This window comes from Paracoccus sanguinis, from assembly GCF_900106665.1.
GTDB classification, from domain to species: Bacteria; Pseudomonadota; Alphaproteobacteria; order Rhodobacterales; family Rhodobacteraceae; genus Paracoccus; species Paracoccus panacisoli.
The window spans coordinates 49367-71145 of sequence record NZ_FNNA01000004.1 but is presented as its reverse complement, the minus strand read 5'-3'; the positions used below and the strand labels follow the sequence as shown (position 1 = coordinate 71145).

At 69.9% G+C, this 21779-nt stretch carries 17 protein-coding genes; 14 read left to right on the top strand and 3 right to left on the bottom strand.

Annotated elements, in window-relative coordinates; translation table 11 throughout:
- Positions 1-299 precede the first annotated feature (299 nt).
- Positions 300-1421, top strand: coding sequence for a PQQ-dependent sugar dehydrogenase (locus tag BLW17_RS13195; protein WP_197055314.1), 1122 nt, complete (start codon positions 300-302; stop codon positions 1419-1421).
- Entirely contained in the window at positions 1418-1990 is a 573-nt protein-coding gene (locus BLW17_RS13190) for a c-type cytochrome (RefSeq protein ID WP_036736655.1), read from the top strand. Before BLW17_RS13195 ends, BLW17_RS13190 begins: the two co-directional genes overlap by 4 nt.
- 236 nt (positions 1991-2226) lie before the next feature.
- Here the strand turns inward: BLW17_RS13190 and BLW17_RS13185 are convergent, their stop codons facing one another.
- Complete coding sequence (locus BLW17_RS13185; RefSeq protein WP_036736652.1) at positions 2227-3333, bottom strand: ParB/RepB/Spo0J family partition protein; 1107 nt, start codon at positions 3331-3333, stop codon at positions 2227-2229.
- Positions 3330-4634 carry an AAA family ATPase gene (locus tag BLW17_RS13180; protein ID WP_036736649.1) on the bottom strand — a complete coding sequence of 435 codons (1305 nt, stop codon included), beginning with the start codon at positions 4632-4634 and terminating at the stop codon, positions 3330-3332. Before BLW17_RS13180 ends, BLW17_RS13185 begins: the two co-directional genes overlap by 4 nt.
- 508 nt (positions 4635-5142) lie before the next feature.
- On the opposite strand from BLW17_RS13180, the gene BLW17_RS13175 reads away from it, so the two are divergent.
- Both BLW17_RS13175 and BLW17_RS13170 read left to right on the top strand, forming a co-directional pair.
- Positions 5143-5844 (top strand): DnaA N-terminal domain-containing protein, encoded by a 702-nt coding sequence (locus BLW17_RS13175; RefSeq protein ID WP_036734632.1) that lies wholly within the window; start codon positions 5143-5145, stop codon positions 5842-5844.
- Between the two features lie 55 nt (positions 5845-5899).
- Complete coding sequence (locus BLW17_RS13170) at positions 5900-6334, top strand: RbsD/FucU family protein (protein ID WP_036734629.1); 435 nt, start codon at positions 5900-5902, stop codon at positions 6332-6334.
- Here BLW17_RS13170 and BLW17_RS13165 read toward each other — a convergent pair.
- Positions 6324-7088, bottom strand: a complete 765-nt coding sequence (locus tag BLW17_RS13165; RefSeq protein WP_036734624.1) for an IclR family transcriptional regulator — start codon at positions 7086-7088, stop codon at positions 6324-6326. The two genes, BLW17_RS13170 and BLW17_RS13165, sit on opposite strands and share 11 nt — an antisense overlap.
- A 105-nt stretch (positions 7089-7193) precedes the next feature.
- Between BLW17_RS13165 and BLW17_RS13160 the strand changes: the two genes are divergently transcribed.
- The 10 genes from BLW17_RS13160 (at position 7194) to BLW17_RS13115 (ending at position 21774) form a co-directional block, all read left to right on the top strand.
- Positions 7194-7928, top strand: coding sequence for an SDR family oxidoreductase (locus BLW17_RS13160; protein ID WP_036734622.1), 735 nt, complete (start codon positions 7194-7196; stop codon positions 7926-7928).
- Positions 7928-8725, top strand: coding sequence for an amidohydrolase family protein (locus BLW17_RS13155; RefSeq protein WP_036734620.1), 798 nt, complete (start codon positions 7928-7930; stop codon positions 8723-8725). The genes BLW17_RS13160 and BLW17_RS13155 overlap by 1 nt, the downstream gene beginning before the upstream one ends.
- A complete protein-coding gene (locus BLW17_RS13150) occupies positions 8722-10236 on the top strand; it encodes a sugar ABC transporter ATP-binding protein (protein WP_197055289.1) in 1515 nt (504 codons plus the stop codon). Before BLW17_RS13155 ends, BLW17_RS13150 begins: the two co-directional genes overlap by 4 nt.
- Positions 10233-11225 (top strand): ABC transporter permease, encoded by a 993-nt coding sequence (locus BLW17_RS13145; protein WP_036734614.1) that lies wholly within the window; start codon positions 10233-10235, stop codon positions 11223-11225. The genes BLW17_RS13150 and BLW17_RS13145 overlap by 4 nt, the downstream gene beginning before the upstream one ends.
- A gap of 49 nt (positions 11226-11274) precedes the next feature.
- Positions 11275-12213 (top strand): ABC transporter substrate-binding protein, encoded by a 939-nt coding sequence (locus BLW17_RS13140; protein WP_036734609.1) that lies wholly within the window; start codon positions 11275-11277, stop codon positions 12211-12213.
- A 148-nt stretch (positions 12214-12361) separates the two neighbouring features.
- The gene (locus BLW17_RS13135) at positions 12362-13633 is read left to right on the top strand and encodes an L-fuconate dehydratase (protein ID WP_036734607.1); all 1272 of its coding nucleotides are present in this window, start codon (positions 12362-12364) and stop codon (positions 13631-13633) included.
- 96 nt (positions 13634-13729) lie between these two features.
- Positions 13730-14488 carry an L-fucose dehydrogenase gene (locus BLW17_RS13130; RefSeq protein WP_036734606.1) on the top strand — a complete coding sequence of 253 codons (759 nt, stop codon included), beginning with the start codon at positions 13730-13732 and terminating at the stop codon, positions 14486-14488.
- A gap of 598 nt (positions 14489-15086) precedes the next feature.
- Positions 15087-18950 carry a glycosyltransferase gene (locus tag BLW17_RS13125; RefSeq protein ID WP_052176486.1) on the top strand — a complete coding sequence of 1288 codons (3864 nt, stop codon included), beginning with the start codon at positions 15087-15089 and terminating at the stop codon, positions 18948-18950.
- 26 nt (positions 18951-18976) lie between these two features.
- A complete protein-coding gene (locus tag BLW17_RS17460; protein WP_052176485.1) occupies positions 18977-19915 on the top strand; it encodes an NAD-dependent epimerase/dehydratase family protein in 939 nt (312 codons plus the stop codon).
- A gap of 137 nt (positions 19916-20052) precedes the next feature.
- The gene (locus BLW17_RS13115; RefSeq protein WP_211656942.1) at positions 20053-21774 is read left to right on the top strand and encodes a hypothetical protein; all 1722 of its coding nucleotides are present in this window, start codon (positions 20053-20055) and stop codon (positions 21772-21774) included.
- The last annotated feature ends 5 nt before the right edge of the window (positions 21775-21779 follow it).

Genomic DNA, 21779 nt, shown 5'->3' with positions numbered 1-21779 from the left:
CGCCCGACGCCGCGACCGCGGCGGTGACCGCCGAGACCCCACCTGCCCCGCCGCCCGACACGGCCCCGCCGCCGGTCGAGGCCCCGCCGACCGCCGCGACCCAGCCGGCGGCCGAGGCTGCCGCGGCGCCCGCGGCGGCGCCCGCGGCACCGCCTGCAGCAGTAGCCCCCCCGCCGGCCGTCACCGCGCCCGCGGCCCCGGACGCCAACGCCGCCCCAGCCCCTGCCCCAACAGCCGGCGACGCCAACCTCGGCAAGCTCTCGAACTTCCAGCAGTCCGCGGGCGCGACCTTCACCACCATCCCGCAGGACGGCCCCTTCGCCGACGGAATCCGCAAGAACCTCGAGGCGATCACCCTGCCCGACGGGTTCAGGATCTCGCTCTATGCCATCGTGCCGGACGCGCGGCACATGGCGGTGGGCACGCAGGGCATCGTCACCTTCGTCGGCACCCGCAAGGAAAAGGTCTGGGCGGTCACCGACCGCAACAAGGATCGCGTCGCCGACGAGGTCAAGGATTTCGCCCCCTCGCTGCAGTTCTCGATCCCGAACGGGCCCTGCTTCTCGCCCGACGGGGTGCTGTTCATCGCCGAGCAGAACCGCATCCTCAAGTTCCCCGCCGCCGAGTTCTTCTATGAGGGCCCGGACGTCGCGGCCTTCGAGGCGGTGCCCAAGGGCGCGCTCATCCCCGCCAGCGAGGAAAGCTACAACCACACCGCCCGGGTCTGCCGGATCGGGCCGGACGGCAGACTGTATGTCGCGCTGGGTCAGCCCTTCAACGTCCCGCCCAAGGACAAGCGCGAGGTCTTCAAGAGCCACGGCATCGGCGGCATCGTCCGCATGACCCAGGACGGGGCCGAGCGCGAGGTCTATGTGGACGGCATCCGCAACTCGGTCGGCATGGACTTCCGCCCCGGCACGACCGAGCTGTGGTTCACCGACAACCAGGTCGACGGCATGGGCGACGACACCCCACCCGGAGAGCTGAACCGCGCCACCGCCCAGGGGCAGAATTTCGGCTTCCCGTGGTACGGCGGCGGGACGGTCCGCACGGTCGAGTACCAGGACGAGACGCCCCCCGCCGACGCCGTCCCCCCGGTGGTCGAGATGGCGCCGCACGCCGCCGACCTCGGCATGGTGTTCTATACCGGCGACCAGTTCCCCGACAGCTACAAGGGCGCGATCTTCTCGGCCCAGCACGGCTCGTGGAACCGCACCGAGCCGGTCGGCGCCCGCGTCATGGTCACGCGGATCGCCGCCGACGGCACCGCTGTGACCGAGCCCTTCGCCGAGGGCTGGCTGACGCCCTCGGGCGAGTATCTCGGCCGTCCGGTCGATGTGGCGATGCTGAAGGACGGCTCGCTGCTCGTCTCGGATGACCTGGCCGGGGCCATCTACCGCATCTCGTACGACGGGCCATGACCGCGTGGCGTGTCGCCGTCCTCCTCGCCGGCCTGTGGGTCGGCGGGGGGTGGGCTGACGAGGTGGCGGCCCCCGGCGATGCCGCAGCGGGCGGCCGGATCGCCGTCCAGTGCCGGACGTGCCACGGGGCGAACGGGGTGGCGGTGATCCCGGTCGCGCCGAACATCGGCGGCGAGTCCGCCAGCTACCTGACCCGCCAGCTCGCCGCCTTCCGCAGCGGCGCGCGCGAGAACGAGATGATGAGCGTGGTGGCCAAGGGCCTGAGCGACCGCCAGATCGCCGACGTGGCCGCCTATTACGCCGGCTTCACCGCCACGGCCGAGGCTCCCGCCGCCCAGCCCGCCCCGCCCGCCTGCGTCGCCTGCCACGGCGCGAACGGGATCGCCGTGATCCCCGAAGCGCCGAACCTCGCGGGCGAGACGGCGATGTACCTCGACACGCAACTCAAGGCGTTCCGGTCGGGCAAGCGCAGCAGCGCGGTGATGGAACCCGTGGCCGCGGCGCTCGACGACGCCGCGATCCGCGCGCTGGCGGATTATTTCAGCGCGGCGCGGTTGGTGGTGCGGTAGGTCGGGGCTTCCCGCGGGGTTCCGGCCTGCGGGCGGCTCACACCGTTCGGCGCGGGATGCGCGCCCTGCCCCGTCTCATGCGGGCGGCAGGGGCCGATCTTCTCCTGATCCGGCAGCCGTTCAGCGTGACCCCGAGAGCGCTTCGGAAGGTATGACCCTTCGAAAGCGCGTCTGGGTAGACATGTAACCTATTGATTAAAAACGTTTTTTCAATTCACTTTCCCCGCGGGGAAGGTTCACTCCAACTGGTCCAGCATCGACGCCACGGCCGCCTCGAGCCGCCGCCGGTCGATGGCGGTGAAGTCGCGCGGCAGGCGGATTTCCAGCCGCCCGTTGGCGGCCACGCATTTCGCCTTGCCCTGCGGACGGGTGAGCTGGAACGTCGTCCGGGCCCGCGCCTCGGGGGCGACGGGCGGGTGCGCGGGGCCGGCGGGCTCGGCAGCCCCCTGCCCTTCCCGCACCGAGGCCCCCTGCCCCGCATAGCGGCGCAGCACGTCCAGCTCGTCCTTCACCGAGCGATTGTCCCAGCCCTTGAGATCGGCCTTGATCGCCGCGACCGTGCCCGGCACCTCGTCGATGCGGTCGGCGAGCGCCAGCCCCAGCGCCCGCGGGATCTCGTGGATGAATTGCAGCGTCTCGCCCAGGCGTTCGACCACCGGGATGAACTTGCGGATGTAGCTGCGCTTCTGATAGCCGGCCGAGCGGAACAGGATCGCCACGGCCTTGTCGGCGTCGTGCTCTTCGGTCAGCGGGTCCATCGCGTAATGCAGCGCAAGCTGCGCCATCTCGCCGAACGAGATGTCCTTGCGGACCATGTTCTCGTCCACCATCCGGCGGTAAAGCTCGCTCAGTTCCGCGCCCCGCGCGACGATCCCGGCCGGGATCGTGCCCCAGCGGGCGGCGTCGCCGGTCTCCTCCAGCAACTGGCGATAGGCGGTCAGGCGGCGCCAGCCCTGAATCAGCTCATAGCGCCCCTCGCCCGCCTTCTCGACCCGGATCGGGTTCGACAGGCCGATGTCGCGGATCGAGTCCACCAGCTCGCCCAGCTCGGGGTCCGGCCCCGGCGCGCGGTCGCGGATCAGCCGCGTGGTGTCGATCGCGTCGAGCGGGATCAGGTCGGTGATCAGCCCGGCCTGCTTCAGCCGCACGTGCTCTTCGGCGAGCGCGTCGTTCTCGGCCCGGATCTGCGCCTCGATCCGGGCGCGGTCGCGGCTCGACTCGGCCGTCTCGGTAATCGCGGTCGCCATCGGCCCGCGCCGCGCCGGCGCCACATTCCCCGCGGGGAAGGTTTCGTCGTCGCCCTCGGGCAGCTCGATGTCGAACATGCGGCGCTTGCGGGTCATGCGGCGTCCTCCAGTTTGTCCCAGGCGGCGAGCGCGTGGGTGCGGAATTCCTCGTAGGCCTGGTCGAAGCTGGCGCGGGCGCGGCGCCAGGTGCCGCGGGTCATCTGGCGATAGTCGATCTCGTAGATCGAGCTGAGGAAGCGGCCGGACTGCTCGACCGCGCGGGTCAGCTCGATCGGGTGCTGCGCCAGCCGGTCGCCGAAGACCTGGCGGAAGGCGTTGAACATCGCCTGGTGCAGCTCGTTCGAGGGCTCGTAGCGGGTCATCAGGAAGCGGATGTCGGCGAATTCCTTGGGCAGCGAAATCTTCCCCGCGGGGAAGTCGGCGAAGCCGTGCGACAGGTCGGCCAGCGCCTCGGCCAGCTGGCCGATGAAGCTGGTGGTCGAGTCGTATTCCCAGTAGCCGGGGCCGGAGGGGATATAGAGCATGTCAGCGGCGAAGACCGCGTTCATCGACTGGTAGCCGATGGCCGGCGGGCAGTCGAAGAGGATCAGGTCGTAGGCATCGTCCGGCAGCGCGTCGAGGAAGCGCGAGACGGCGCCGAAGAAGGTCCATTCCGGGTTCAGGTGCCGGTACTGGGCGCTCGCGAACTCGACGAAGGCGGCGTTGGCGCAGCTCGGGATGATGTCGATGGTGGCCCAGGCGGTCGGCTTGATGAAGTCGCCGGGCCGCAGCGCGCCCAGACCCATGTCGCGGATCGAGGCCGGCAGCTTGCGCCGGGGCAGGGCGGTGCCCGACTCGGCGCCCTTGGCCGCGCTGTTCATCCGGTCCGTCTCACGCTCGAGGTCGCGGGCCATGATGCCCCAGACGGTGTGATCCTCGCCCACGTCGTTCAGCCCCATGCTGTGCGAGAGCGTCGCCTGCGGGTCGAAGTCCACCGCCAGCACGCGATAGCCGTCGAGCGCCGCGGCGTGGGCGAAGTGCAGCGCGACGGTGGATTTCCCCGCGCCGCCCTTGAAGTTGGCGATGGCCGCCCGCAGCGCCCGCTTGGCCTCGGGCCGCGGCGGCAGCAGCGAGCGGCGGCCGATGCGGATGCGGCGGCGCAGCTCGTTGATCTCCTCGAGGCTGAACCAGCGCTGGCGGCCGTCCTCCTCGACTTCCCCGAGGGGAAGGTTCGGGTCGGCGGCGAGCTTCCCCCGGAAGGTCGACTGGTTGATGCCGAAGATCAGCTCGGCCACCTCCCAGCTCGAGAAACGGCGCAGGGTCTTTTCGTTCTGCGGGCTGAAGGTCTGGCGCCGAATCCAGCCCTGCATCTTGAGGGATTGCGCCTGAAGCTGCGCGAGGTCGTCGTGCGTATACATCTTGTGCCTGCCTGTCCGGACGCAAAATATGGCTCGATCCAGATTTACGCCGAATTTGCAGCTTGGGTAAAGATGCGCTTTGCTGTCCTGGGGAATTACCAGATCGCAGCCCCTGTTGCGCGAATCGGCCCGGCAACGCTCGCCGGGCAGGGCGGGCGGGCACCGCGGCGGGGGCGGGGGCTGCGCCCGCGATCAGGGGACGCGCCGGGCGGGGCAGGGGCCGATCAGGGGACATCGCGGCCCGAACAGAAGACGCCCAGTGTGTCCCCCTATACCAATGATACCCTTTCTTTCGATCGAGGACGGATCGGCAACGACCGTCCGCCGCGCAACGGCTTGACAGAATCGCGATCGCAAACGCTAATGCGGACAGGTCGGCGAAAAGCGTTGCGGATGGCACAAGATCATCACGCCGGCTCAGGGCAAGCCCGCGCGCTTGCCGGGGCGCCGTCGGGGCGCGTCGGTCGCGCGGGCACAAGGGCAGCCGGGTCAACCGGCGGGAGCAGTGATGCAGGTGATCCGTCCCGGCACGAGTGCCGTGGGCCGCGATGCCGCGGTCCGCAAGTATGACGCGCTGTCGGCGCTGATGGCGTTCGCGCTGGCGGGCGACCCGAACCGGCAGCGGCTGGTGCTGCGGCTCATGGCGCTGATCACCACCCGCTACAACTGGCAGCGCAACGAGCTGGCGATGGGCCAGCGCGAGATCGCGCGGCTCTGGTGCGTGGACGAGCGGACGGTCAAGCGCGACATGGCGCGGCTGCGTACCCTGGGCTGGGTGCAGCTGCGCCGACAGGGGACTCGGGGCCGGGTGGCGCAGCTCGCGCTCGACTGGGCGCGGATCATGGCCGACACGCGGCCGGTCTGGGACAACATCGGGCCGGATTTCGTGGCCCGCGCCGGGGCAGGGGAGGCGCCAGAAGCGGCAGCCCCGGCCGACAGCACCGTGGTCCCGTTCCGCCGCCCCGACGCGGCCCCCGAGGGCGGGGTCTGGGGCGCCGCCGCCGCACGGCTGCGGGCCGAGGACGCTGCGCTCTTCTCGGCGTGGTTCGCGGGGCTGGCCGAGGCAGGGCTGCGCGAGGGCTGCCTGCATCTCGTCGCGCCGACGCGGTTTCAGGCCAGCTACATCCACACCCATTTCGCCCATCGCCTGCTGATAGCGGTGCAGGCCGCCGACCCCTCGATCCGCGGCGTCGCGGTCGAGGGCGCCTGAGCGGCAAGAGGGCAGGGAGGTCACGCGGCCCCGGTCACCGAGAGGAGGGGCCATCATGCTGAAGGGGATCGATCCGCTGCTGGGGCCCGAGGTGCTGCGGGCGCTTGCGGCGATGGGCCACGGGGACGAGATCGCCCTCGTCGACGCCAATTTCCCCGCCGAATCGGTGGCGCGCGGCACCGTCACCGGCACCGCGCTCAGGATCGAGGCGGACGCGCTGCGGGTGCTTTCCGCGGTGCTCTCGGTCCTGCCGCTCGACGCGCATGAGCCGGACCCGGTGCTGACCATGCAGGTGGTGGGCGATCCCGCCGCCATCCCCGAGGTGCTGGCCGCCGCCGCCCCGCAGCTCGCCGCGCTCGGCGTGACGCCCGCGGGGCTCGAGCGCTTCGCCTTCTACGACCGCGCCCGCCGCGGCTTCGCCGTCATCCGCACGGCCGAGACGCGGCCCTACGGCAATTTCCTGCTGCGCAAGGGCGTCATCAACCCGTGAAGGAGAGCGCGGCGGCGGTCTCGCGCAGCATCGCCAGCGCGCCGGCGCGGTCGGTGCGCGCGTCGTCGCCCGGGTGCAGCACATAGGCGCAGGTCAGGACCGCCGCCGCGTCCCCGTCCGGCCCCAGCACCGGCGCGCTGAGGTCCACGACCCCCACCACCTGCGCCGAGGGCGCCTCACGCCACCCCTGCGCGCGGATCGCGTCGAGGTGGTCGCGCAGGGGCGCCAGCACCGCCGCGGCCTCGGCCACCCCCCACTGGGACAGGGTGTCGGCAGCGCGGTCGGGGTGCTGAAAGGCCAGCAGCGTCAGGCCCGAGCCGGTCCGCGTCAGGTCCAGCGGCGCGCCGATGCGGACCCGGAACTCCCACGTGTCCACCGGGCTCGCCTGCGCCACGACGACGCCCATGCCGCGGTCGGGCGCGACGAGGTGGCAGGATTGCCGCGTCTGGCGCGCGAAGCCGTCCATCAGCGGCTGCGCCTGCGCCACCAGCCGGCGCAGTGGCGGATGGCGGTGCGCGAGCAGGAACATCTTCATCGTCAGCGCATAGCGGTCGCCGCCGCCCAGCCGGGCGACATAGCCGCGCGCCACCAGCCGCTCGAGCATCCGGTAGATCTCGGAGGCGCTGCGCCCCATCGCGGCGACCAGCTCGGCCCGCGTCATCGCCTCGTCCTGGGCGGCCAGAATCTCGAGGATATCCAGACCCTTGTCGAGGGCCGGGGCGCGGTAGCGGGTGTCCGGGTCGGGACGGTTCATCGGGGGTTCCTCGCGGGCCGCGGAAGGGAAAGCGCCAAAATGACCTTGCGTCACAAGATCACAAGTGAATAGTCTGTTCATATGCGAATTGACCGGGAGGGGGCAATGCGCCTGAAGGACAAGACCATCCTGATCACCGCGGCGGGGCAGGGGATGGGGCGCGCCGCCGCCATCGCCTGCGCGGCCGAGGGCGCCCGCGTCATCGCCACCGACCGCGACCCGGCGCTGCTCGAGGGGCTCATGGTCGAGACCCACGCCCTCGACGTCACCGACCCCGCGGCGCTGATCGAGATGGCCGCGCGGGTCGGGCCGCTCGACGGGCTCTTCAACTGCGCGGGGTTCGTCCACCACGGCACGATCCTTGAGGTGACCGACGCGGACTGGGCCTTCAGCATGGACCTGAACGTCACCGCGATGATGCGGCTGACGCGGGCCTGCCTGCCGGGGATGATCGCGCGCGCGGCCGAGACGGGCAGCGCGTCGGTGCTGAACATGGCGTCGATGGCGTCCTCGATCAAAGGCTTCCCGAACCGGCTCGTCTATGGCGCCTCGAAGGCGGCGGTGATCGGGCTGACCAAGGCGATCGCGGCGGATTTCGTCCGCCAGGGCATCCGCTGCAACGCGCTGTGCCCGGGCACGGTCGACACGCCGAGCCTGCGCGGCCGCATCGCCGCCGCCGCCGACCCGGCGCAGGCCGAGCGTGACTTCGTGGCCCGCCAGCCGATGGGCAGGCTCGCCACCGTGGACGACATGACCCCGATGATCGTCTATCTGCTGTCGGACGAAAGCCGCTTCGTCACCGGCCAGGCGATGCTGGTCGATGGCGGCGTGACGATCTGATGGCGCGCGCGCGGCCCGACGTCCTGCCGATCGACGCCCATGCGCATTTCTGGGCCGTGGCGCGGGGCGACTATGGCTGGCTCGACGCCGCGGCGGTGGCCCCGATCCGCCGCGATTTCGCCCCCGCCGACTATCCCGGCGCGGGCCGGGTGATCGCGGTGCAGGCCGCGCCCACCGAGGCCGAAACCGCGTATCTGCTGGGCCTCGACGATCCGCGCATCCTCGGCGTCGTGGGCTGGACGGACCTCACCGCGCCGGGGGACCTGTCGCACCCGCGGCTGGTCGGGCTGCGTCCGATGCTGCAGGACATCGCCGACACAGACTGGCTGATGACCGCCCCCGCGCCGGGGGTGTGGGCGCGGGTCAAGGCGCGCGGGCTGGTGCTCGACGCGCTGGTGACGACGCGGCACCTGCCCATGCTGGCGCGCTTTGCGGACGCCCACCCCGACCTGCCCATCGTCATCGACCACGGCGCCAAGCCGCAGCCGGGCTTTGGCGCGGACTGGCGCGCGGGAATGGCCGCGCTCGCCCGCCGCCCGAACGTCGCCTGCAAGCTGTCGGGGCTAATGACCGAGCTGCCCGACCGGGCCGAGGTGACGCGCGCGATCCACGCGCTCGTCGCCCTTTTCGGGGCCGAGCGGCTGATCTGGGGCAGCGACTGGCCGGTGCTGACCCTCGCCGCCCCCTACGCCGACTGGCACGCGCTGACCGCGGCGGCGCTCGCCGACCTCACGCCCGACGCGCGGGCGGCGATCATGGGCGGCAACGCGGCGCGCCTCTATGGGGTGGGGCCGTGACCGACCTCGTCCGCATGAGCGCCATCGACAAGCGCTTTCCCGGCGTCCACGCGCTCAGATCCGTCGACTTCGACCTGCGCGCGGGCGAGGTGCACGCGCTCATGGGCGAGAACGGCGCCGGCAAATCCACGCTGATGAAGGTGCTTTCGGGCGTCTATCAGCCCGACGGCGGCACCGTGACGCTCGACGGGCAGGCCGTGACGCTGCCCAGCCCCAAGGCCGCGCGCGACCTCGGGATCGGGATCACCCACCAGGAACTCGCGCTGATGCGCGACCTGACCGTGGCCCAGAACATCTGGATCGGGCGCGAGCCGCGCCGCAGCTTCGGGCGGCTGGACGAGGGGCGGCTCAACGCCGACACGGCGGCGATCTTTGCCGCCATGAACCTGCGCATGGACCCCGAGGCGCGGGTGGGCGAGCTGACCATCGCCCGCCAGCAGATGGTCGAGATCGCCAAGGCGCTGTCCTTCCGCTCGCGCGTGCTGATCATGGACGAACCCACTGCGGCGCTGAACGACGCCGAGATCGACGAGCTGTTCACCATCATCCGGCGGCTGAAATCCGAAGGCGCGGGGGTGATCTACATCAGCCACAAGATGGACGAGATCAAGCGCATCGCCGACCGGGTGACGGTGATGCGCGACGGCGAAACCGTGGGCACGGTCGCGGCCGGGGACACCCCCATCGGCACGATCATCCAGATGATGGTCGGCCGGGCGCTCAGCGACGAGGCGCTGGCGATCCCCGACCTCGCGGGCGCAGAGACCGCGCTCGAGGTGCGGGGGATCACCCGGGCGCCGGACCTGCACGCGATCAGCTTCTCGCTGCGGCGGGGCGAGATCCTCGGCCTCGCCGGGCTGATGGGCGCGGGCCGGACCGAGGTCGCGCGCGCCATCTTCGGCGCCGACCCGCGCGACGGGGGCGAGATCCTCGTCCACGGCCGCCCCGTCGCCATCGCCAGCCCGCGCGACGCGGTGCGGGCGGGGATCGGGTATCTCTCCGAGGACCGCAAGCACTTCGGCCTTGCGCTCACCATGGACGTGCGCGCCAACATCGCGCTCGCCAGCCTGCCGCGCCACGCCGACCGGCTGGGCCGCATCGACGAGCCGGCGCTCGCCCGCATCGCGCGCGACTACATCGCCCGGCTGGCGATCCGCACCCCCTCGGACCGGCAGGAGGTGCGGCTGCTCTCGGGCGGGAACCAGCAGAAGGTGGTGATCGCCCGCTGGCTGCTGCGCGACTGCGACATCCTGATCTTCGACGAGCCGACCCGCGGCATCGACGTCGGCGCCAAGGCCGAGATCTACCGCCTGCTGGCCGACCTCGCGGCCGCCGGCAAGGCGATCATCGTGATCTCGTCCGAACTGCCCGAGATCCTGCGCCTGTCGCACCGCATCGCGGTGATGTGCGAGGGGCGGCTGACCGGCATCCTGCCCGGCGGCGCGACGCAGCACGACATCATGGCGCTGGCCACGCAGCGCCCGAGCCTTGCGACGGAGGCGCACCCATGACCCCCACCACGACCACCGCAACCCCGCGCCTGCGCGGCAGCGCCCAGCAGAAGCTGCTGGCGTTCGCGAGCCTCATCGTCCTCGTGGTCGGGTTCTCGCTCGCCAGCCCGAATTTCTTCCAAGTCGCCAACATCATGTCGATCCTGCAGGCGGCGTCGGTCAACGGCGTCCTTGCCATCGGGGTGACGCTGATCATCATCACCGGCGGGATCGACCTGTCGATCGGCACGCTGATGACCTTTTGCGCGGTGATGACCGGGGTGGTGCTGACCTGGGCCGGGATGCCGCTGATCCTCGGCGTCGCGACCGCGATCGGGACCGGGGCGCTCTGCGGCCTCATCTCGGGGACGCTGGTCGCCAAGGCGAAGATCCCGCCCTTCATCGCCACGCTGGGGATGATGCTGGTGCTCAAGGGCCTGTCGCTGATCGTGACCGGCACCAAGCCCATCTATTTCAACGCCACGCCGGGCTTCACGCAGATCGCGCAGGGCTCGCTCATCGGGCGGGTGCTGCCGGGGTTTCCGGTCCCGAACGGGGTGCTGATCCTGTTCCTCGTCGCGGCCGCCACGGCGTGGATCCTGTCGCGCACCGTGCTCGGGCGCTACACCTTCGCGCTGGGGTCGAACGAAGAGGCGGTGCGCCTCTCGGGCGTCAACACTGACGCCTGGAAGATGGCGATCTATGCGCTCGCGGGCGGCATCGTCGGCATCGCCGGGCTGCTGATCGCGAGCCGCCTGAACAGCGCCCAGCCCGCGCTCGGCCTCGGCTACGAGCTCGAGGCGATCGCGGCGGTCGTGATCGGCGGCACCAGCCTGTCGGGCGGGCGCGGCACGGTCATGGGCACGCTGATCGGGGCGCTCATCATGGCGGTGCTGACCAACGGCCTGCGGGTGATGTCGGTCGCCCCCGAATGGCAGACCGTCGTGACCGGGGCGATCATCATCGTGGCGGTCTATGCCGACCAGCTGCGGCATCGGAGAAAAACCTGAAAGAAGGGCGGTCCGCGCCCCACCGACGTGAACCTTAGGGAGGGAAACCATGTTCACCAGAAGAACCCTGCTGGGCGCGGCCGCGGCGCTGTCGCTGATGGCGCATGGCGCGCTGGCGCAGGACAAGCTGTACGTGCCGCTGATCTCGAAGGGCTTCCAGCACCAATTCTGGCAGGCCGTGAAGGCCGGCGCCGACAAGGCCGCGGGCGAACTCGGCGTCGAGGTGACGTTCGAGGGGCCGGACAACGAAAGCCAGGTCGACAAGCAGATCGACATGCTGGCCGCGGCGCTGGCCAAGAAGCCCGCGGCGATCGGCTTTGCGGCGCTCGACAGCCAGGCGGCGATCCCGCTGCTGACCCAGGCGAAGGAGGCGGGCATCCCGGTCATCGCCTTCGACAGCGGCGTGGACAGCGACATCCCGCTCGCCACCGCGGCGACCGACAACGTGGCGGCCGCGGCGCTTGCCGCCGACAAGATGGCCGAGCTGATCGGCGGGTCGGGCAAGGTAGCGGTGGTGGCCCACGACCAGACCTCGCGCACCGGGGTGGACCGCCGCGACGGCTTCGTGAACGAGATGAAGTCGAAGCACCCCGAGGTCGAGATCGTGGCCATCGAATACGGCGGCGGCGATCACCTGAAATCGACCGAGATCACCAAGGCGATCCTGACCGCGAACCCCGACATCAAGGGCATCTTCGGCACCAACGAGGGCAGCGCCATCGGGGTGGTGAACGGCGTGCGCGAGTCCGGCGCCAAGGTGGTCGTGGTCGGCTACGACAGTGGCAAGGCCCAGACCGACGCGATCCGCGAGGGGCTGATGGCGGGCGCCATCACCCAGAACCCGGTCGGCATCGGCTACGAGACCGTCAAGGCCGCCGTCGCCGCCGCCAAGGGCGAGAAGGTCGAGCCGAAGATCGATACCGGGTTCTTCTGGTACGACAAGACCAACATCGACAGCCCCGAGATCGCGGCTGTCCTTTACGAGTGACCCCGTGCGCCGGGGGGGCTTGCGCGCCCCCTCGGCGTTCGGACCGAGGCTGCCGGACGGGCAGGGGCTGGGTGCCTCGCCTGCGCCGTGCGGGTCGTGACGCGAAGGGGGGGGGTGAGGGCATGAGCAGGAACGTGAGGGGGCGGGCATGAGGATCACCGGCCTGCGGACGGTGGACGTGCGGTTTCCGACCTCGGCCGCGCTGGACGGATCGGACGCGATGAACCCGGACCCGGATTACTCGGCGGCCTATGTGGTGCTCGAGACCGACGGGCCGCTCGAGGGGCACGGGCTGACCTTCACCATCGGCCGCGGCAACGAGATCTGCGTGGCCGCGATCGAGGCGCTGCGGCCGCTGGTCGTGGGCCTCGACCTCGACTGGATCGCGTCCGACATGGGCCGGTTCTGGCGCCATGTGACCGGCGACAGCCAGCTGCGCTGGATCGGCCCGGACAAGGGCGCGATCCATCTGGCCACCGGCGCGGTCGTCAACGCCGCCTGGGACCTGTGGGCCAAGGCCGAGGGCAAGCCGGTCTGGCAGCTCGTCGCCGACATGACCCCGGCCGAGCTCGTGCGCTGCATCGACTTCCGCTATCTGACCGACTGCATCACGCCCGACTGGGCGCTCGCGTTCCTGACCGCGCAGGCCGCGGGCAAGGCCGACCGCGTGGCGACGCTGCGGGCCGAGGGGTATCCGTGCTACACCACCTCGGCCGGGTGGCTCGGCTACGACGACGAGAAGCTGCGCCGGCTCTGCCGCGCGGCGGTCGAGGCGGGGTTCCGGCACGTCAAGATGAAGGTCGGCCGCGATCTCGACGACGACATCCGCCGCCTGACCATCGCCCGCGAGACGGTGGGCCCCGACGTCGCCCTGATGATCGACGCCAACCAGGTGTGGGAGGTGGACGAGGCGATCGACTGGGTGAAGCGCCTGTCGTTCGTGAACCCGTGGTTCATCGAGGAGCCGACCAGCCCCGACGACGTGGCCGGCCACGCCCGCATCCGCGCCGCCGTCGCCCCGGTCGAGGTGGCGACCGGCGAGATGTGCCAGAATCGCATCCTCTTCAAGCAGTTCATCATGGGGGGCGCGATCGACGTGGTGCAGATCGACGCCTGCCGCCTCGGCGGGCTGAACGAGGTCCTCGCCGTGATGCTGATGGCCGCGAAATACGGGCTGAAGGTCTGTCCCCACGCCGGCGGGGTCGGGCTCTGCGAGTATGTCCAGCACATGTCGATGATCGACTATCTGTGCATCGCCGGCACCCGCGAGGGCCGGGTGATCGAGTTCGTCGATCACCTGCACGAGCATTTCCTCGACCCCGTGCGGATCGAGAATGCCGCCTACATGCCGCCCGAGCGGCCGGGGTTCTCGATCGAGATGCGGCCCGAGAGCCTGCGGGACTATCGCTTCGCGGGGTGACGGGGTCCCGCGCCGCCGGGGGGCCAGCCCCCCGGACCCCCCGGGATATTTGGGCAAGAAAGAAGCGGGCCGCGGGGTCCGCAGAAGGGGGGCAGGGTGGATCTGCATCTGGCGGGCAAGCGCATCGTGGTGACCGGCGGCGCCTCGGGGATCGGGGCGGCGATTTCGGAGGTGCTGGCCGAGGAGGGGGCGGTGCCGGTTATCCTCGCCCGCCGCGCGCCCGATCCGGCGTGGCTGGCGCGGTTGGGCGGCAGCTTCGTGCCGGTCGAGCTGTCCGACGACGCCCAGTGCGCCGCCGCCGTCGAAGAGGTGCGATCCGGCGGCGCGGTTCACGGGCTGGTCAACAACGCCGGGGCCAATGACGGCGTCGGGCTGGGGGCGGGGCCGGCGGCCTTCCGGGCGAGCCTCAGCCAGAACCTCGTCCACTACTACACGATGGTCCACCTGCTCGCCGACGATTTGCGCGCGAGCCGCGGGGCGATCGTCAACATCAGCTCGAAGACCGCGGTGACGGGGCAGGGGGGCACTTCGGCCTATGTCGCGGCGAAGGCCGCGCAGCTGGGGCTGACGCGGGAGTGGGCGGCCGAGTTCCTGGCCGACGGCGTGCGCGTCAACGCCATCGTCGTGGCCGAGGTGATGACGCCGCTCTATCGCCGCTGGCTGGACGGCATGGACGACCCCGAGGCGGCGCTGTCGCGGATCACCCGGCGCATTCCCCTGGGCCAGCGCATGACGACCCCGCGCGAGATCGCCGACACCTGCGCGTTCCTGCTGTCGGACCGCGCGAGCCACACCACGGGGCAGTGGGTCTTCCCCGACGGCGGGTATGCGCATCTGGATCGGGCGCTGGGGTGAGGGGGCGACGGCTGGATCGCACGCGACCTGCGCGCCCGCGCGGGTCGGCGTCGGCCATGAGAAGCGCGCCTGACGGCCTCTGGTCGGCGCGGTTGGGCCGTTGACCATCCACCTCGTTTCGTTAAAGAAACAGAAGTTTCGGCGTGCGATAATCGCGTTGCGATTTGTGTGTGCGAATTGGCGAGAGGTCGCGCGGCAAGCCAATCTCACTTGAGCTGACGTTCCGAAATCCGGGAAAGCGATTGCGACCCCCGCCCCCCTGCGTTAACAGCACGACGTCCCATTATCGGAATTGTACCGTTCAAGGAGTCGTCCGCGCAGTCCAATTAGTCAAATATTCCAGCGTGTTGTGCGTGGTCGACGGGTGATTGCCACATCGCAGGGGCGATTGGCTGCAACGTTGGGAAATGCAATTGAATCAACATGCTGCGATCCGGCGAGCGATTGGAGCGCAATGATCTTACACCCTATCGCACGGCAGAGATAATTTTGTTTCGTTTGTCGAGCCGTGCGATGCGGGCCTCCGCACGGCGTCCGTGCCGCAGATCTTGCCAGTTCCGGAGAAGAGGCAAGAGATTTCAAAGAGATGTAACCCCGGATGAGTGTGAGTCAAAGCGATCGGGCCGAGCTTCTGGCGTCGGGGTTGTTCGATGCGGACTGGTATCGTGAAACCTATCCGGACGTGGACCAGTCCGGCCTCGCCCCGCTCGAGCACTATCTGCGGATCGGGCGGCATCTGGTGCGAAGCCCCGGTCCCGATTTCGACAGCGCGCGGTACCTGTCCGCTCACGAGGATCTCGCCCGCGCCAACGTCGATCCGCTGCAGCACTACATCCGCCACGGGAGGCGCGAGAACCGCCAGGCCTTCACCCGCGCGGCGCCGGCCCCGGTGAAGGAGGCGCCGCACCGCGTCGAGGGCGCGGTCGCCCGCCGTCCGGGACGCCCGACCGTCATGCTCTGCGCCCATGTCGCGGCACAGCACCTGTTCGGCAGCGAGCGCAGCCTGATGGACATGCTCAACGCGCTGAACGCGCTGGATTTCAACGTCGTGGTCACGGTTCCGGCCGTGCAGAACACGGCGTATTTCGACGCGCTGCTGGGTCAGGCGATGGCGGCCTATGTGATCCCCTACGGCTGGTGGCGTCGGAATGTCCCGATCAACGAGCCGGTGATCGGCACCTTCTGCTCGGCGATCGCGGCCGACAGCGTCGATGTGGTCCATGTCAACACCATCATGCTGCGCGAGCCGCTGCTCGCGGCGCGCCGGATGGGGATCCGCGGAATCGTCCACGTGCGAGAGCTCATTCGCCACGACGATGCGCTGCTCGAGATCATGGGCGAGACACCGGACGAGATCGTGGCGGGGGTCTGGGACAGCGCCGATCTGCTGATCGCCAATTCACAGGCGACCTGCGCCGGGTTCGAGGATGACGGGCGGCTGCCGGTGGTGGTCTACAACACCGCCGACATGGACGACCTGCGCGCGCTCGACGCGCCGGGCGGGCCGGGGCCGCTGCGGGTCGCGATGATCAGCTCGAACATTCCGAAGAAGGGGGTGTGGGACTTCTGCGAGGTCGCGCGTGCCCTGCATGCCGACCATCCCGAGGTCCGGTTCTGCCTGATCGGCCCCCATAACGAACATACCGAGCAGATTGCCAGCAGGATCCATGCCGGCGACCTGCCGCCCTCGATCGAACTGCTCGGCTACAGCAGCAGCCCGGTGGAGGCGATTGCCCAGGCTGACGTCGTGCTCAGCCTGTCGACGTTCCAGGAATCCTTCGGGCGGACGGTGCTCGAGGGGATGGCGGCCGGCCGGCCGGTGATCGTCTATGACCACGGCGGTCCGCCCGAACTGGTGCGGGAGGGGGAGTCCGGCTTTGTCGTGCCGGTGGGCGATACCGCAGCGGTCGCGGACCGGCTGCGCGTGCTGGCCGGTGACCGCGCGCGGCTGGCGCGCATGGGTGCGGCGGCCCGCGCCGATGCCGATGAGCGCTTCGGGCGCAAGGCCTATGTCGCGCAGATGCGGGCCGCCTATGACCGGGTGCTGTCCTCGCCGCACGCGCCGCAGAAGATGGTGCTGCCTGCCCGCGCCGATCTGGCGCCGACACCGCGCAGCGAGATGAAGGTCGCCTATTTCATGTGGCACTTCCCGGTGCCGTCGGAGACCTTCGTTCTCAACGAATTGCGCATCCTGCGCGCCATGGGGATCGATGTGCGGGTGTTCTGCCGGCAGTCGCCCTATCCCGACTTCACGCCCGATTTCGACATCGAGTGGGAAAGCGTGCGCGACCCCGACCACCTGGCCGAGCGGCTTCGCGCCACGGGCCGTTCGATCGTGCACAGCCATTTCGTCTATCCGACCGTCACCAACATGGTGATGCCGGCCTGCGAGCGGGCCGAGATCCCCTTCACCTTCATCGCCCATGCGCAGGACATCTTCCGCTATCGCAACGACATCGAGAACCGCATCGGCGAGGTGAGCCGGTCGCGCTGGTGCCGCAAGGTGCTCGTGCCGTCGCAGTTCCACTTCCGCTACCTCGCGGCGCGCGGGGTGCCGACGGACAGGATGATGCTCAGCGCCAACGGCTGCGACGACACGCTCTATGTCGACGGCCGGATCGCCAACCGGGCGGCCCGACCGTTCCGGCGCATCGTCGCGATCCATCGCTTCACCGAGAAGAAGGGGCTCATCCACCTGATCCGCGCCGGCAAGCTGCTGGCGGACGAGGGGGTTCGGATCGCGCTTTACGGTTACGGCGATCTCGAGCAGCAGTATCGGGACGTGGTGGCGCAGGAGGGCATCACCAACGTCGAGTTCTGCGGCGCGGTCGCCAACCGCGAGGCGATGCTCGAGGTGTTCCGCGGCGCCGACCTGTTCGCCTGCCCGTCGGTGCGGGCCTCGGATGGCGACATGGACGGCATCCCGACCGTGGTGATGGAGGCGATGTCGGCCGGCCTGCCGGTCCTCACCACGGCGATCTCGGGAATTCCCGATCTGGTCGACGACGGGATCACCGGCATCATCTGCGACGCCGACCCCCGGTCCATCGCTGCCCGCGTGCGCGACTACTACGCGCTGCCCGAGGCCGCGGTCGAGGCGATCATCGAGAACGGGCTGGACCGCATCCGCCAGAACTACAATTCCGAGCGTCTGGTCGAAGGGATGATGCGGGTCTGGGCCAACGAGACGATCGACCTGATGATCGTCAGCTGGAACAACCTGCCCGAACTGGCCGAGGTCACACGGCGTCTGATCGCCAACACCAGCCTGCCGTATCACCTGGTGATCTGCGACAACGGCTCGCGCGCCGCGACACTGGCCTATCTCATAGACCTGCAGGCCAACAACGACCGTGTCACGCTGATCCTGAACCGCGACAACGCCTATGTCGGCCCCGGCACCAACATCTGTCTGGAACACGGGCGCTCGGATTACGCGATCTACGTCTGCGGCAAGGAGGGCATGACCCTTCGCAAGGGCTGGGAACTGCCGCTGGTCCACTACATGGACGCCCATCCGCGCGTGGGGCAGGGGGGCACGTTGTGCTATTCCCCCAGCTACCTGCGGGGGCGCGACTATCCCACGGGCGTTGCGCTGTTCGACAAGTTCCGGAACAGGGATTTCGCCGCGCGTCACCCCGACCGCATCTTCTCGCACGTCCAGGGCGGCTTCTTCATCCTGAGGCGGCAGATGGTCGACGAGGTGGGCGGCTTCTCGACCGCTGTCCCGCACAACTACACGGATGTGGAGTTCTCGTATTTCGTCGAGAGCAGCGGCTGGGAGCTGGGCGAGACCCCCGGCCTCAAGTCGCTGTTCAACAAGACACGGCCTGGCCTGTTTCACCGCATCGACGAGGGCATGGGCGCCGTCCATCCGCCGACGCTGGCGGACCTGCCGGCGCTGGACGCCATCGCCAATGCCGAGGTCTGCCACTGCAACATCTGCGCCACGCAGTTTCCGGCCTTCAACGCCGAACAGGGCGCGTCGACCTGTCCGAATTGCGGCGCCGACCGGCGGGCGCGCAGCGTGCATCGCACCCTTGCCGAGTCCACGCTGCTGTTCCAGCGGCTGCTTGCCCTGGGCGTCAACCTGCCCACGGGCCTGAAGCCGTTCTGGCAGGCGCAGTTCCAGGGGCCCGTGATGGGCACCGGGGAACTGGTCGGGGCGCTTCAGGGCAAATCGGGGCGGCTGGACCTGCCGGACGGTCGCCTCAAGGTGATCCTGCTGAACGGGCTTTTCGAGGCGGAGATCGGTGCCGAGGCGCGCGTCCGGGTCCTTGCCGAGGCGCAGCGGCTGATGGCCGCCGATGGTGTGTGCCTGGTGACGGGCGGGGGGGTCGATGCCGCGGCGCAGGTGACCATCGCGCGCGCGGGTCTGCGGCTGACCGAACGCCGGCGCCATGTCAGCCGGGTCACGCATTACGATTGGCACCCGGTGCTGACCTACGAGAAAAGCGCGTGAGCGCCGCACGGCAAGGAGACGACATCGTGAAACGGAAAACCGTCATCGTCGGCGGCGCCGGGTTCCTGGGGACCAGCATCGCGCGCGATCTCGCTCAGACCCGTGACGTGCTGGTGGTCGACACCGCCTCGCGCTTGCAGGCAGCGGCAGAGTGGCTGGGCGACACGCCCTCGGCGGTTCTCGAGTTTCCCGACGACCTGTCGGCGGCGCCCGACCTTTTTGCCGGGGCGGATGCGCTGGTCTGTCTGTCCTGGACCTCGACACCCTCGAGTTCGATGAACGACCTTGCCGGCGATGCGCTCGAGAACGTCGTGGCGAGTGCCCGCATCTTCGAGGAGGCTGGCCGGGCCGGCGTGCGCCGGGTGGTCTTCGCGTCCTCGGGCGGCACGGTCTACGGCAACCCCGAGACGGTGCCGGTGCCCGAGGAGGCGGCCCGCAACCCGCTGTCGGGCTACGGCGCCTCCAAGCTTGCGGCCGAGCACTTCCTTCACGTCGCGGCGGCACGCGACGGGTTCAGCGGCGTGAGCCTGCGGGTCGGCAATCCCTATGGCCCCTTCCAGCTGCGCGGCGCCGCCATCGGCATCATCGCGCAGTTCCTCAACAGCATCGCCCGGGGCGAGACCCCCGAGATCTGGGGCGACGGGATGGTGGTGCGGGACTTTCTGCACGTGGACGACGTGATCTCGGCCTTTCGCCACGCCGTCGATGTCGCGGACATCCCCTCGGGGGCCTACAACGTGGGCTCGGGGCAGGGCACGAGCGTCCTTGACGTTTGGGCGTTGATCCGCACGATCACCGGAACCCGGATCGACCCGATCCACAAACCTTCACGCGGCTTCGATGTCGAGACGATCTACCTCGACACCCGCCGGTTCCGCGCGGCAACCGGATGGGCGCCCCGGGTCTCGCTGCGCGAGGGAATCCAGCGGCTCTGGGACGAGACGCGCACGAGGCAAGTGGCATGAGGCCCGCCGGAGCAGCGGGAAAGCGACAGGCAGGCCGGGGCAAACGCCGCAAGGTCGCCCCCACGACGAGAATGCGAGAGAGTTCGATGGAGAGTAATCGGCAAGAAGCGTCGCGCGTCGCGCTGGTGGTGCTGGGGATGCACCGTTCCGGCACCTCGGCCCTGGCCGGCGCGCTGACCTTGCTGGGCTGCGACGGACCTGCCACGCCGATGAAGCCGACGCCGGACAACGCCAAGGGCTATTTCGAGCCCGAGCCCCTCTACCCCCTCCATACCCGGTTGCTGGAAGCCGCGTCGTCCCGATGGGACGACTGGCTGGCCGTCGAGGCCGGCTGGCTGGAGAGCGCGCAGGCCGAGGACTTCCGGTCGCGCGCGGCGGCCGTGATCGAAAAGCAGTTCGGCGAGTCCCCCCTGTTCGTGCTGAAGGATCCGCGCATCTGCCGGCTCGTGCCGTTCTGGGAGAAGGTGATGGACGATCTGGGCGTCACGCCGCGCTACATCCTGACCCACCGCAATCCGCTGGAAGTGGGCCAGTCGCTGAACAGCCGCAACGGGATGGAGATCGAGATCGCGCTGCTGATCTGGCTGCGGCACGTCCTCGACGCCGAAGCGGCGACGCGCGGCAAGCCGCGGTGCTTCACCAATTATGCCGAACTGATGACCGACTGGAACGGCGTGGCGCGGAAGATCGAGACCGAACTGGACGTCGCGCTGCCGCGCCTGTCCGAGGCGGCGACGGGCGACCTCGAGGAATTCCTCAGCACCAATCTGCGCCACCAGTCCGTGGCGGCAGACGAGGCGATAACCGACAAGCGCACCGCCGGGTGGGTCCGGGAAGTCTTCGGCATCCTCGAGAAATGGGTGGCCGAAGGGGAATCCGAGGCAGACTTCGACGCGCTCGACACGGTGCGGGCGCAATTCGACGGTTCGGCGCACGTTTATGCCCGGCCGCTGCAGCTCGTGCAGAAGGCGCAGGAAGAGTTGAAGAAACTGACCGCCGAAAGCACTCGCTGGGCCGAAGAGCGGGCGACGCTCGAGCGCGAGCTGGACACCCTGCGCGCGAACACTGTGCAAAGCGACCGTGGACCGGCCGCGGCGGACCACTGGGATCTGGCCCTGAAGGTCGAGACGCTGCGCCTGAACTTTGCCAATCTCGAGGGCCAGATCGCCGCGCTCGCGGCCGCGCGCGACGAGATGGTGGGTGCCGGCGCAGCCCAGGCGAAGGCGCACGAGGCGCGCATCGCGGAACTGGAGATCGAGCTGGCGGTCACGCGCGGCGCGCTGGACGAGCGCCGCATGACCGCGGCGCAGGCCGAGGCGGCGATGGCGGAGCTGCGCGAGCGGATGATCCAGCGCGAGGGCGCGCACCAGCGCACCGTGACCAGCCTGCAGGGCGAGCTTGCCGCGCTGCAGGCGGCGGTCGAAAAGGCCGAGGTGGATGCGGGCGAGCGTCAGGCGGTGATCGCCGGCCGTCTCGCGGACCGCGAAGCCCTCGCGCAGCGGCTCGAGCGCAGCCTGGACGAGCGCACCCGCGAACTCGCCGAACTGACCCGGATCATCGTGCGACGCGAGACCGAGCAGGCCGAGGCCGAGCGTGCGCTGGCCGAGCGGCATCGCGAATTCGCCCATCTCCAGCAGATCGGCGCGACACGCGAATCCGAGCGGGATGAAGAGGCCCGCAAGCTTGCGCAGCGCGGCGAAGAGATCGAGGCGCTGAGGCAGCATGTGGCGGCACTCGAGGCCGAGACGGCGGCGCAACGGGCCTATATCGCGGAACTCTTCGTCAGCCGGTCGTGGAAGGTGACGAAGCCCCTGCGCAGCGTATCCACCGCGGCGCGGCGCGTTCTGCGGCGCGGCTGATCGGC